General features: G+C 43.4%; 11 protein-coding genes. 1 reads left to right on the top strand and 10 read right to left on the bottom strand.

Translation table 11 applies throughout. The features are described 5' to 3' along the window. Positions 1–109: 109 nt before the first annotated feature. From rraB to nudF, 9 genes are all read right to left on the bottom strand, one after another. Entirely contained in the window at positions 110–481 is a 372-nt protein-coding gene (gene rraB, locus Q4519_RS07950; protein ID WP_303511419.1) for a ribonuclease E inhibitor RraB, read from the bottom strand. Next, positions 478–1,227 (bottom strand): 1-acylglycerol-3-phosphate O-acyltransferase, encoded by a 750-nt coding sequence (locus Q4519_RS07945; protein ID WP_232802245.1) that lies wholly within the window; start codon positions 1,225–1,227, stop codon positions 478–480. The genes rraB and Q4519_RS07945 overlap by 4 nt, the downstream gene beginning before the upstream one ends. Positions 1,228–1,242: 15 nt before the next feature. Continuing rightward, positions 1,243–3,549: a DNA topoisomerase IV subunit A gene (gene parC / locus Q4519_RS07940; protein WP_232802247.1), complete on the bottom strand. Its 2,307-nt coding sequence runs from the start codon at positions 3,547–3,549 to the stop codon at positions 1,243–1,245. A 46-nt stretch (positions 3,550–3,595) separates the two neighbouring features. Next, complete coding sequence (locus Q4519_RS07935) at positions 3,596–5,971, bottom strand: bifunctional diguanylate cyclase/phosphodiesterase (RefSeq protein ID WP_303511416.1); 2,376 nt, start codon at positions 5,969–5,971, stop codon at positions 3,596–3,598. A 328-nt stretch (positions 5,972–6,299) separates the two neighbouring features. Continuing rightward, positions 6,300–8,198 (bottom strand): DNA topoisomerase IV subunit B, encoded by a 1,899-nt coding sequence (parE, locus tag Q4519_RS07930; protein ID WP_232802250.1) that lies wholly within the window; start codon positions 8,196–8,198, stop codon positions 6,300–6,302. 10 nt (positions 8,199–8,208) lie between these two features. Continuing rightward, positions 8,209–8,787 (bottom strand): esterase YqiA, encoded by a 579-nt coding sequence (yqiA, locus tag Q4519_RS07925; RefSeq protein ID WP_232802252.1) that lies wholly within the window; start codon positions 8,785–8,787, stop codon positions 8,209–8,211. Next, positions 8,787–9,614, bottom strand: coding sequence for a 3',5'-cyclic-AMP phosphodiesterase (cpdA, locus tag Q4519_RS07920; RefSeq protein ID WP_303511414.1), 828 nt, complete (start codon positions 9,612–9,614; stop codon positions 8,787–8,789). Before cpdA ends, yqiA begins: the two co-directional genes overlap by 1 nt. Then, complete coding sequence (locus Q4519_RS07915; protein WP_232802257.1) at positions 9,601–10,056, bottom strand: DUF1249 domain-containing protein; 456 nt, start codon at positions 10,054–10,056, stop codon at positions 9,601–9,603. The genes cpdA and Q4519_RS07915 overlap by 14 nt, the downstream gene beginning before the upstream one ends. Continuing rightward, positions 10,057–10,689, bottom strand: a complete 633-nt coding sequence (gene nudF / locus Q4519_RS07910; RefSeq protein WP_303511412.1) for an ADP-ribose diphosphatase — start codon at positions 10,687–10,689, stop codon at positions 10,057–10,059. Positions 10,690–10,887: 198 nt separating this feature from the next. Between nudF and tolC the strand changes: the two genes are divergently transcribed. Next, positions 10,888–12,210 carry an outer membrane channel protein TolC gene (gene tolC, locus Q4519_RS07905; RefSeq protein ID WP_303511410.1) on the top strand — a complete coding sequence of 441 codons (1,323 nt, stop codon included), beginning with the start codon at positions 10,888–10,890 and terminating at the stop codon, positions 12,208–12,210. Between the two features lie 165 nt (positions 12,211–12,375). On the opposite strand, the gene hldE is transcribed toward tolC, so the two are convergent. Next, positions 12,376–13,806, bottom strand: coding sequence for a bifunctional D-glycero-beta-D-manno-heptose-7-phosphate kinase/D-glycero-beta-D-manno-heptose 1-phosphate adenylyltransferase HldE (hldE, locus tag Q4519_RS07900; protein ID WP_303511408.1), 1,431 nt, complete (start codon positions 13,804–13,806; stop codon positions 12,376–12,378). Positions 13,807–13,932 lie beyond the last annotated feature (126 nt).

The raw sequence follows: 13,932 nt of genomic DNA, 5'->3' as shown, positions 1-13,932 counted from the left end.
TGGCTACGCTAGGCTTAACAGAGCTGAGGTTACTTAATACTGAAATAAGATAACCCATAAAAAAACCACGCTCAAAGCGTGGTTCTTTAATGTTCAGCGGAATAGAAATTTATTTTTGATCTTCATCACCCTCAAAGTAAGTGCCCCAGCCATCATAAGTCACGTCAAATGATTCACAGATAGCTAAAATTGCGCTGACATCTTCCATGATTGCCTCTGGTGACAATTCCATTTCCACTATCACGTCAAAGCTGAAGATAGTTTCGCCATCTTCGGTTTCAACTTCTTCTGGATCAGTAACTTCGTAGCCTTTCTTAAAACAGGCAATAGCCACTTTTTCCAGCACATCGAAATCAGTGGATGCAACATGGTGCTCTATCATATATTCCGCATCAGGATCACTGCCATCTTCTAGCAGGTCATTGATGGTTTCAAGGCTTTCTAATTCAAACTCTTTTAATAACTCTTCAAAGCTGCTCATGCGAGATCCCTTTTAATTGCGCCGTCACCATGACGGTGAGCTTCGGCGCTGATTTCTTGGTATTTTTCTTCCATACGCTGCTGGCAAAGAGCCATCAACTCACGGACATTTTCTTTGTTATAACCAGTCGTATCGATTGGCTCAAGCATTTCAACAATCACTTCACCGTTATTCCAGCGATTCCACTTTACCTGATCATGGGTATCTGACACTACAGTGGGTACAATCGGCACACCGGCTTGAATGGCAGTATGAAACGCGCCCGTTTTAAACTTCATTAAGCCACGACCACGGCTACGCGTACCTTCTGGGAACATCATCACCGACAAGTGGCCCTGTTTAATCTTATTGGCCACAGTATTGATAGTATTAACGGCACGGCCACGGTTATCTCGATCTAATAAAATATTCCCCGTTAGCCAGTATAGTGGGCCAAAGAACGGGATCCAAACTAAACTCTTTTTGCCGATCGACACCACATTAGGCAGCACCGCCGCAGTGAGTGTCACCATGTCGTAGTTATTTTGATGATTAGCTATATGCACTGCAGGGCCAATTTTTTCGGCATTTTCTGGCATGCGTACAACGAGGTTAATCCCCATAAAGCGAGATGACTTAGCGAGTAAGTTTGCAATACGATAACAATTCTTTGGGTTGCGCGGTCGCAATAGCGACCACAGCGAGCCAAAAATTGACACTAAGATAAAAAAGAGGCTTAAAAAAATACCTCTTAAAATTAATAACATAAATACCCCAATAACCTATTCATTGCTTTCATTAGTCGATACGCCAGCGTCACCTGCGGCAACATCAGGAATGGCTTCAATCACAATACTGTCTACGCGCTGTAAGCCACGTGGCAACTTGTTACCTCGACGCCCCCTTTCGCCTGCATAGTGCTCAAGATCGTTAGGTTTTAAGGTTAACTTACGTTTACCTGCAAACATGGTCACATTGGCACCTTGTGGCACTATCGCAATTTGAGTGACAAATTCTTCTCTTGATAATACCCGAGCACTTGGAATGCTAATAATCTTATTGCCCTTTCCTTTACTTAATTGCGGTAAACTGCTTACCGGGAAGAGCAACATTCGCCCTTCATTGGTAATGGCTAAACAGCTATCACTGGCTAAATCATTGACCGGATACGGCACCATCACTTTGGCCCCTTTAGGCAAGTTGAGTAAGGCTTTACCATTTTTATTGCGGCTGACCATATCACTAAACTGGCCGACAAAACCATAGCCTGCATCAGAGCAAATAAGATAATGGGCCTGATCATTGGCCATCAAGGTACTAACAAAGTGCGCCCCCGGATTTAAATTAAAACGCCCCGTTAACGGCTCACCTTGAGAGCGCGCCGACGGCAGCGTGTGAGGTTCAAGGGCAAATGCCCGCCCCTCACTATCAAGGAAGACACAAGGTTGATTACTGCGACCTTTAGCCTGCGCTAAAAATTCATCACCCGCTTTATAACTTAAACCATTGGCGTCAACATCATGGCCTTTAGCACAGCGCACCCAGCCTTTTTCTGATAATACAACGGTGACCGCTTCACTTGGCATTAATTCTTTTTCAGACAGGGCTTTCGCTTCTTGACGCTCAATGATTGGGGAACGTCGGTCATCACCATAAGTTTTCGCATCAGCCAGTAACTCTTTTTTCAGCAGCGTTGACATACGACGCTCAGAGCCTAGCGTTAGTTCCAGTTTTTCTCGCTCTATATTAAGTTCGTCTTGCTCACCACGGATCTTAATTTCTTCAAGCTTGGCTAACTGACGTAATTTTATCTCTAAAATCGATTCGGCTTGAGTAGGCGACAAGCCAAAGCGGCGGATCAACTCAGCTTTAGGATCATCAAAATTACGGATGATCTCTATCACTTCGTCAATGTTAAGATAAGCAATCAACAAGCCATCTAAAATGTGTAAGCGCGCTAAAATTTTATCTAAACGATGTTGCAAGCGACGGCGCACTACTTCTCGGCGATAAACCAGCCACTCACTCAATATCTGGCGCAGACCTTTCACTTGTGGGCGGTTATCTAGGCCCAGCATGTTTAAATTAACGCGGTAATTTTTTTCTAAATCCGTTGATGCAAAAAGGTGTTGCATCAATTGCTCAACATCAACACGATTGGAGCGTGGGATAATCACTAAACGAGTTGGGTTTTCATGATCCGATTCATCGCGTAAATCCGCCACCATCGGCAGCTTCTTCGCCTGCATTTGCGCTGCAATTTGCTCTAAAACCTTGCCACCGGAACATTGGTGAGGTAATGCAGTAATGATTATCTCACCTTGCTCATAGCTGTAAACCGCACGCATTTTAATGCTGCCACGACCGCTTTCGTAGATTTTTTGAATATCTCGGGTCGGCGTAATAATTTCCGCTTCGGTTGGATAATCAGGCCCTTTCACATGAGTCATTAGCTCGTTGATATCGGCTTTTGGGTTTTCCAATAACACACAACAAGCTTGAGTTAACTCCCGTACATTATGAGGTGGAATATCAGTCGCCATCCCCACTGCTATACCAGTAATGCCATTGAGTAATATATGGGGTAAACGCGCAGGTAAAACCTTAGGCTCTTTCATGGTGCCATCAAAGTTAGGCGACCAATCACAGGTACCCGAACCTAACTCTGACAGTAGCACTTCCGAAAACTTAGATAATTTCGCTTCGGTGTAACGCATTGCTGCAAACGATTTAGGATCGTCAGGTGCACCCCAGTTGCCTTGTCCATCAACTAATGGATAGCGGTACGAAAACGGCTGCGCCATCAGTACCATGGCTTCGTAACAAGCGCTGTCACCATGGGGATGGTATTTACCTAATACGTCACCCACAGTACGAGCTGATTTTTTATATTTGGCATTGGCCGACAGACCCAGTTCGCTCATGGCGTAAATAATACGTCGTTGTACTGGTTTTAAACCATCGCCAATATGAGGCAATGCGCGGTCCATAATGACGTACATGGAATAGTTTAGGTAGGCTTGTTCGGTGAACTGCCGCAACGGCAGTTGCTCGACGCCATCTAAACTCATGTCAACGGCATCAGTCATATTGAATTCCTTAAGATAATTACTACTGCAAGAGCATGATGAAGAACTAATTTACTTGCTCAGGCCAAGCCATGTCAGGCGGCACCGGCTTACCGATATAATACCCTTGGGAATAATCCACTCCGAAGGAAACCATCATGTCATGAATTTCTTTATTTTCTACAAACTCGGCAACCGTTTTATGGCCAAAATTGTGAGCAATGTTAATCAAGGCTTTGATAAACACTTGATCATCAGGTCGCTTCGGACAATCTTTAACAAACGAGCCGTCAATTTTAATGTAATCCAAAGGCAGGGATTTTAACGAATGAAACGAAGAATAACCAACCCCAAAATCATCAAGGGCGATTTCACAGCCTAATCCCTTAAGAACATTAATGTGTTCAACAGCTTGCACTAAGTTAGACAATGCCGCTGTTTCCGTTATTTCAAAAATAATTTGACTGCCTTGTACACCACGCCTTTGCATTGCCTGTTTTATTTGCGCGATCACAGCTTCATCACTGAATGACTTGGCTGATAAGTTAATGGCGAGCCGCTGTTCAATGCCTCGCTCTTGATTAATCATGAGTTGGTCCAACGCCGCATTAATCACCCACAAATCCAGCTGTGAAATATAACCATTTTTCTCAGCTGCTAAGATCAACTGATAAGGAGAGCGCAATATGCCTTCTTCGTCACGCACTCGTAGCAATACTTCCCAGTGACGCACCTCTTCGCGTTGATTATCAAATAACGGTTGAAAATACAGGGTAAGCAACTGCTCTTCAATGGCGCGCTGCGCTTTCGCCAACCAGTACCAATCGTTGTTAACTTTAGTGCCGACATTTTCGCTGTGATAAATCGCTAAACGGTTTTTACCCAAATCTTTAGCTTGATACATGGCAATATCTGCTTTGGATAGCAGTTCTGAAATATCCGAGCCATGCTCAGGAGAAGCAACAATACCTATGCTGGCAGAGGCTTTGTGAATTTCTTTACGCCCAGCCACGCACACTTCACCAATTAATTGCAAAATACGTTGACCGACAACTTCCGCCGCAGCTAAATCAATATCATTTAAAAATACCGCAAACTCATCCCCACTGACTCGAGCAAGTAATACGTTACTTGGCAGTAAGCGCTCTAACGTGGTCGATACTTGAGTGAGCATGGTATCGCCCGCTTTATGACCACTGATGTCGTTAACGTATTTAAAATTATCTAAGTCCATAAATAACAAGCAACCATTGGCATTATTACTTAGTCGCTTAGCTATTTCGGTGTTAAACATACGACGATTCGGCAGTTCAGTGAGAGGGTCATGATTAACTAACCACTCTAACTCATTAGCACGTTGAGTGAGCTGACTTTCCAAAGTTTCTAATTGGTGAGATAAAGAAATACTAGCTTCACCTAACTCGTCAGACTCATCAGCAAACTGCTCTTGCTTACCTTGCTCTTCAACGATATGACGAAAGTCATGATGACGAGAAGTCGCCAATAAAGGCAATGATTGAATAACAGTACGGATCCGCTTTAAGGGTTTACGCAACAAATAAAGTAATAAAACGATAGCCAGAACCAGTGCGCCAAAGCCGTAAATAACGTTATTGTAAGTTGCACTACGTAGCAAATTAGCTAATTCATTTATATCATTAACAATGAGTAAATAAGCTTGACCAGATAGGTTTGTATTTTCAATTGGGTAACCACGAAACTCGTAGATCCTACCGTTTATATTGATATCCCCCTTTCCTTGTAGAATATCGGGCACATTTAAATGAGGAGTTAGCTGGTTGAAGTCAAAATTGCGGATACGTCGACTGAATACCAAATTAAGCGCTTGGTCAGACTTTTCTTCTAACAATATTTGAAAGCTGCGCACATCTGATTTAGATATCGGCGTCATTTGATGATAAGGAAAAACAAAAATAAGGCTTTCACCAAAGCCAAATTGAGTTTCACTGCGTACCAACAGCTGACACGAATTACGGCAATAAACAAACCAATTGTCGGCATCCTCAACTTGCGCCAATGCGATCCAACTTCGGGTTTTATCATCTAATAACATCTCATTTGAGCTGGCCGTTACTTGTCCCTCAATATCCACTAACAATAATGCCGATATAGGCAACGATTTACGTCCACTGACCTCTTTTACTATCTCTTTAAGTTCAACATTATTAGCAAGTCTTACTGCTCGTAGGCGGTTACTGGATTTTATTTGGTTGGCGACTGAATCGACTCGGCTATATAGCTCTTCGTAGTAGGTAGAAATTTGATGCTGCTGGTAGCTGAAAACAACACGACGCTCCAACTGAAAGAAATTAGTCAAGTTGGTTAAATTAAGGTAGGTGTAGCCGCTGAAAATAAGCAATAAGAGCAAAAAGGTCACTCCCATTACTTTACTGCCCAAGCCTAAGCTATAGCTTTTCTTCAAAACCAATCCCTATTAAGCACATAAATGTTTCGCCAGAAATAAGCAACGAGAATCATGACTGTCAATGTCATAGAAATACGCAGGCAAACAAGTTGAATAAATCCAGACCATAGAAAAATTCTAGCTACATCAATACGCTTTGCATAGCTACAAAATCACAGAATTAGCCATAATGACAAAGATAATATGATGTGATTGATTATTTTGTATTTGTTTTGAGCAAATTGTTCTTTTAATGATATTTTAATTGATAAAAATAGCGTGGGAGGGAAGTAAAGGGGAATGAATTCCCCTTCTTATGATTTAGAGAATGTTAGGTAAAAAGCTGTTAATCCTCAAAAATAGCAGAAGCCATATCACCTTTAGTTTCTAACCAATCACGGCGGTCAGAGGAACGTTTTTTCGCCAATAGCATATCCATTAATTGCATGGTTGCTTCAGCGTCATCAACCGTTAATTGCACTAAACGACGAGTATTTGGATCCATGGTCGTTTCACGCAATTGCAATGGGTTCATTTCACCCAAGCCTTTAAAGCGTTGCACGTTGACTTTGCCTCGCTTTTTCTCGGCTTCAATGCGATCTAATATGCCATTTTTTTCATCTTCATCTAAAGCGTAATACACGTCTTTACCGACATCGATACGATACAGTGGCGGCATGGCAACATAAACATGCCCAGCATTAACCAACGCGCGAAAATGACGAACAAATAAGGCACACAGCAAGGTTGCAATATGCAGCCCATCTGAGTCTGCATCGGCCAAAATACATATTTTGCCATAGCGTAATCCAGATAAATCCTCAGAGTCAGGATCGAGACCGATTGCTACCGAGATGTCATGAACTTCTTGAGAGGCAAGCACTTGGCCAGCTTCAACTTCCCAAGTATTAAGAATTTTACCCCGCAGCGGCATGATGGCTTGAATGTCACGATCCCGAGCTTGTTTTGCACTGCCGCCAGCTGAGTCCCCTTCCACTAAAAATAACTCACCGCGCATCGGGTCTTGACTTGAACAATCAGTCAGTTTGCCCGGCAAGGCTGGGCCTTGGGTGACTTTTTTACGTGCGATTTTTTTGCTTTGGCGTAAACGGCGCTGCGCGTTGTTAATGCACACTTCCGCTAATTGTTCTGCAATATCGGTATTGCTGTTTAACCATAAGCTAAATGCGTCTTTTACTACACCAGAAACAAATGCCGCACATTGACGTGAGGATAAACGCTCTTTGGTTTGGCCAGCAAACTGTGGGTCTTGGATCTTAACGGATAAGATGTAAGCACACCGATCCCAAATATCATCGGCAGTTAGCTTCACTCCCCGTGGTACTAGATTTCTAAATTCACAAAACTCACGCATCGCCTCTAGCAAGCCTTGGCGTAACCCATTAACGTGGGTACCACCCTGAGCTGTAGGGATCAAATTGACATAGCTTTCTGTGATTAAATCACCGCCTTCCGGCAACCAACACAAAGCCCAGTCTGCAGCCTCACTATTGGCTGAAAAAGCGCCTACAAATGGTGTATCTGGTAAGCTTGGCCACTCCTTTACCGCTTCAATTAAGTAATCAGTTAAACCATCTTGGTAGCACCATTCATGCTCGTCTTTGTTAACTTTATCCTTAAACTTAATGTTTAAACCTGGACACAAAACAGCTTTAGCTTTTAAGTTATGTCGTAAACGCGAAACGGAGAACTTTCCGGAATCAAAATAGCTCACATCTGGCCAAAAATGCACACTGGTGCCCGTATTGCGTTTACCGCAAGTGCCGGTGATGGTTAACTCTTCAACTTTGTTACCATTCTCAAAAGCTATTTCATACACTTGCCCATCACGACGTATCGCTACCTCAACCCGCTTTGATAGAGCGTTAACAACAGATATACCCACACCGTGTAAACCACCCGAAAACTGATAGTTTTTCCCCGAAAATTTGCCGCCAGCATGAAGTTTACAAAATATTAACTCTACCCCTGAAATCCCCTCTTCTGGGTGAATGTCCACTGGCATGCCGCGGCCATCATCGATGACTTCTAATGAATGATCGTCATGTAATATCACCGTGATACTGCTGGCATGACCCGCTAAAGCTTCATCGACACTGTTATCAATGACCTCTTGGCCTAAGTGGTTCGGTCGTTGGGTGTCGGTGTACATGCCGGGACGGCGACGAACAGGCTCAAGGCCATTTAATACTTCTATGGCTTCGGAGTTATACTGATTACTCATTGAATTTCCGTTACAAATCTAAAAATCGAAGGACAGGATCCAAATAGCGTTCGAAACCAATAAAAGAATGGTCCCCGCCTTGCTCTATGGTTGTTTTACTTAGTTGATGTTTATTCACAGCTTGCCGATAATCGAGTATCTCATCTCCCATCTGCGTTAATAGCCAAAGCCGCTCGGGATGCGTTACAGGCTCCACCTCAAGGGATTTAAGGTCTGCCATGTGTTCAATAGTCAGAGTATAAACTTGTTCGGTGTACGGGTGGGTATTTTCACCTAAATAATCCACTAATAATTCATATGGCCGTACCGCAGGGTTAATCAGTACCGCATTAGCGCCAAACTCAGCGCTCGCTTTAGTGACTAAATACCCTCCCAAAGAACTGCCAATGAAGCCTAACTTATGACCGGGGTAACGCGCCACAATGGATTCAATCAGAGCCCAAGCTTGAAGCGGGAAGCAAGGCATTTGTGGACATTCAAAAATAATGTCCGGCCGCTGCTGCGCAACATATTGCTTCATCTGTTGCACTTTCTGCGACAATGGTGAACTATGAAAGCCGTGAATGTAGATGAGTACTGGCGCCAGCATTAATAGCCTGTGGCGTCAGCATCGCCTGAATAAAAAGCACCATTTAATCTGTGTACCTGAGTGTCAATATTGCCATTTGGCAATAAAGCAAGGTAACGCCAACCAGGCCCTTGCTTGTCTAAAGCAAACTCATCTGAATTAGGCTTAAATTGAATGCAGGTTGACGGCGTGGCCAACAAACGTAATTGATCGTATTGCTGGTCCATCTCTTGATGAATATGACCACAAAGCAATCCTTTTACTTGTTGGTATTGACCTAATAGATCAAACAGTTCGTCGGCATTTTTCAAATCATGTTGATCCAGCCAAGCACAACCTGCGGGTATTGCATGGTGATGCAATAAAACTAACGCATATTTTTCTGGATATTCGTCCAAGGCCGTTTTTAACATTTCTAGCTGCGCGGTGCTTAATTGGCCATGTGGCACACCCATTACCTGGGTATCCAACAAAATCACTTGCCAATATTCAGAGACTAGCTGCTTAGCAGGAGCAATGCCCGCTTGGTCAAATGCCGACATCATCGCTGGTTGAAAGTCATGGTTACCCGGTAACCAAAAACAGGGCTCAGAAAGGTTTTGCATCTGCTCAGCAAACAGCGCATAAGATTCAGAGCTGTGGTCTTGAGAAATGTCTCCCGTTGCCAATACCGCCTGAATCGATTTTTTTTGCGCAGCCACTTCACCCATTACAGCTAAAAAGCTGTCACGAGTATTCACACCTAATAACTCGCCTTCAGGCTTCCCGAAAAGGTGGGTATCAGTAATTTGTAAAAAAGTTAATACCCCATCGGCATCAACGTCTAACTGGGTTTTATTTTGAGTCATTAGCTTTGAATATTTGTTGGCGGCAATAGCCATGTTCAATACAAAACTTCAACCAATCTGCCAAAAACAAATTCACTTGAAGCTTTTCATCCTTGTGATGCATTTTATCATTCGGGTAATCATATTTCGGCTGTAAATGAAAAATATGCTGACTAGCACACACTTCGGCGAGTTTTGCATCGTGATAAAGTCGTATACGGACGATCGGGGTCATAAAATCAGGCTGATTTTCACATGACTGACGCATCCTTAACAAGCTGGTGTAAGGGCTTTGTTCCAAAACATCGATCTGATAGTCAATATTTTGTCCTGCTGAAAAGGAATAACATTGGCGGCGCGCAAAACTTGCCGGCAATAGTTTAATTAATTGCAGGTAATTCGTTTCACATAAGCGCATAAAGCGTGATAAATCAGGCGTGTATTTTTTAACCACTATGCCCACTCACGACCCCCATTCTGCTGTTACTTGATCAAAATTTAGTGCTAACCACTGTAAAGCTATCACAGTTGCCGCATTATTTATAACGCCTTGTTGCAACAGTTTCATTGCACCGCTGCGAGATATCACTTGCACCCGAATATCCTCGCCTTCATCAGCAAGGCCATGCAAACCACTGGCTTGACTTGAATCCACCTCAGCTAAAAACAACTCTAGCCGCTCAGTTGAACCACCTGGGCTAGCTAAATAACTTAGCATCGGCATCATTCTTCCAGGCGTCACCCCCGCTTCCTCTACCGCCTCTCTGCGCACTACTTCATCCGGTGCCTCACCAGGCTCGATAATGCCCGCCACCATTTCCAATAGCCAAGGATTGTCACAAGTCTCCAATGCGCCAAAACGAAATTGTTCAACCAACACCAACTTATCACGAGGTAAATCATATAACAGCACTGCCGCAGCATGGCCACGCTCAAAAACTTCCCGCTCAATTTCAGCACTCCAACCTCCGGCAAATAAGCGATGCTTAAAGCGGTAGCTATTGGCTTTAAAAAAGCCTTTATATAGGCTTTTTTGGCTTAAAACCTCCACATCATTACGATTAAATGTGTTTTTTTGCTGATTATTATCACTCATGATTTACTTAATCCCGAAAAGCTTGATATTGTTAACAATAAATTCTTACATTAAAGCCAAAACGATACGCTATCATAGTGCTTTAGACCAGGCATCTATGAGAAGTCATTGATAAACGTTTAGCGGTTCATCCATGCACTTCATTCATCGTAGCCAGTGGCCATTTAATTATCTCAGATATAAATAGGAAAAGTTGAAATGAAACGAACCTTACTCAGTATCGCTACTTTAGTGGGTTTATATAGCCTAAGTAGTTTAGCCCTTGCCGATGACATTCAACAAATTTATGAACAAGCTAAAACTAAAGACCCCTTGATCTTACAAGCACTGGCCAACCGCGATTCTGCATTTGAGAAAATAAACGAAAGCCGCGCCAGCTTATTACCGCAAATAGGTTTAGGTCTTAGTGCAGGTTACACTGTAACGAACAAAAATGATGCCGGCACCAAAAGTGACCTTGGTGGCCAAGTTCAACTAAGTCAGGCGCTTTACCGTGAAGATTACTGGACCACATTAACCTTAACCGAAAAAGCCGCTACTCAAGCCGATACCATTTACGGCAGCCAAGCACAGCAACTGATTCTACGTACCTCAAAAGCGTACTTTGATGTACTGCGTGCAAAAGACGCTTTATCTGCGGTTGAAGCAAACAAGCGTGCTGTTGCTCGTCAACTAGAACAAACTAAGCAACGCTTTGAGGTTGGCCTAACTGCAATTACCGACGTACATGAAGCGCAAGCGGAGCATGACCGCACCTTAGCCAATGAAATTCAAGCGCGCAATGCTCTTACCAACAGCTATGAAGCACTGCGTGAGCTAACGGGAGTTGAAGTACGTGAAATCAACGAACTAAATATCGAGCGTTTTAGCCCGATTATGCCAGAAGGTAACTCTGCACTCTGGCTAACCAAAGCCGAAAACGAAAACTTACAACTGCACACTCAGCGTATTGCCAAAGACATAGCTAAAACACAAATTGAGTTAGCTGAAACGGGTAACTCTCCGACGGTTGATTTTGTTGCTGGCGTGGGGGTAAATAACTCAAACTACAAAAACAACAACCCAAGCGACGGCTCATTAAGTAGCGGCAACATAGGCGTTAACTTCAATATGCCACTTTACACTGGTGGCGCAGTAACGTCTCGTGTCAAACAAGCGCAATTTAGCTATGTTGCTGCGAGCGAAGAGTTAGAACGTATTTACCGTAACGTTCAAACTGAAATTCGCAGTAACTACAACAACGTAGGCGCAGCAATCAGTACAATCAAAGCTTATGAACAAACAGTTGTTTCTTCAGAAAGTGCATTAAAAGCAACGGAAGCTGGTTTTGAAGTGGGCACTCGTACCATTGTTGATGTCCTCGATGCCACTCGTAAGCTTTATGAATCGAAAGACTTATTATCAAACGCTCGCTACGATTACATTCTAAGTATGCTTAACCTTAAATTTGCAGCGGGTGATTTATCTGAAATAGATATCGCGACCATCAATTCTGGCCTGCAGTCGCCAACAAGCAACTAAGTTAGTTCGTCAGAAACAAAAAACCCGCCGCGGCGGGTTTTTTATTGGTGTGCCTTCAATGGCTATTAGTTTTAATCATTGAAAAATTTTAGCCTCGCTCGTTACGAATAGTTTTGATGATTTCAGTGGTTGAGCAACTATCTTCAACGATTACAATGACCAATTTTAGCCTCGCTCGTTACGAATAGTTTTGATTATTTCAGTGGTTGAGCAACCATCTTCAAATTGCAGTACTTTTACCTCACCACCATTAGCTAATACTTCGGCACCGCCCGCAATTTGTTCTATTTTATAATCGCCACCTTTTACTAAAATATCCGGCAATACCTCACCAATTAAACGCTGCGGCGTGTCTTCACTGAACGGCACTACCCAATCAACTGCGCCAAGGCCTGCAAGTACAGCCATGCGGCGATCAACGGGATTAACCGGACGCCCCTCTCCTTTTAATGCCCGTACTGATTCATCTGTGTTTACAGCAACGATTAAGCGTGCGCCCAATTCGCGAGCGCTGTTTAAGTATGAGACATGACCAGCATGAATAATGTCAAAACAACCATTGGTCATCACCACTTTTTCACCACGACTTTTCGCGGCGGCCACTGCCAATTTTAGCTGTGGCTCAGATAACACACCAAAGCCTGTCTCTTGTTGGCTATAAACAGCATTGGCTAGCTCAATTAAACTCACCGTTGAAGTACCAAGTTTACCCACTACAACGCCTGCCGCTGCATTAGCAAGGGCACAAGAGGTTTCAATCGTTGCGCCAGACGACAACGCAGAAGCCAACACCGAAATCACGGTATCCCCAGCACCTGTTACATCAAACACTTCTTTGGCTTGCGCAGGTAAATGAAGCACAGTTTGATCATCTTTAATCAAGGTCATGCCGTGCTCACTGCGAGTAACTAATATCGCTTTAATCTCGAACTTGGCTAGCAATGCTAGGCCTTTCTCTACAATTTGTTCGTCAGTTTTACAACGACCAACCACGGCTTCAAACTCTGAGAAGTTAGGCGTTAATAGTGTCGCGCCGCGGTACTTCTCAAAGTCAGATCCTTTTGGATCAACTAGAATTTGCGCGCCCACGCCTTTAGCCGCTTTAATCATTTGCGCCACTTCAACTAAAGCACCTTTAGCATAATCAGAAAACACTACCACAGGCGCATAGTTAATATTTTGTGCCACACGCTCAAGTAATGGCTTGGGATCCGTTTCGTGAAATTCTTCTTCAAAGTCTAAGCGGATCAACTGTTGGTGGCGACTGATCACTCGTAATTTGGTAATAGTCGGAAAGCCTGCTAAGCGCTCAAAATCCGCACTAATGTGCATACTCTCTAATTTTCTGGCTAAGGTTTCAGCCGCTTCATCTTGCCCTGTTAAACCGATTAATTTAGCTTTACCACCTAATGCTGCCACGTTTAATGCCACGTTAGCCGCACCACCTGGTCTATCTTCGATTTGCTCAACCTTAACGATGGGCACAGGCGCTTCAGGAGAAATGCGCGCTGTTGGTCCATGCCAGTAGCGATCTAACATTACATCACCAACAATCAATACATTGGCGTTATCAAAATCAGGGAGCGTAATTTTCATTGCTTGTTCTCATTCTATTAGCTGCCATAAGTGTATCATAAGGCAGTAAAAAACTAACACCACCCCCTAACAAGCAGATTCAGAGCATTAAAACACCACAAAATACTAAAACGACAATGGCCCCAC

Origin of the sequence: Motilimonas sp. 1_MG-2023, assembly GCF_030547455.1 — a bacterium.
Classification (GTDB): Bacteria; Pseudomonadota; Gammaproteobacteria; order Enterobacterales; family CBDFNC01; genus Motilimonas.
This window is presented reverse-complemented; position numbering and strand designations above follow the sequence as displayed.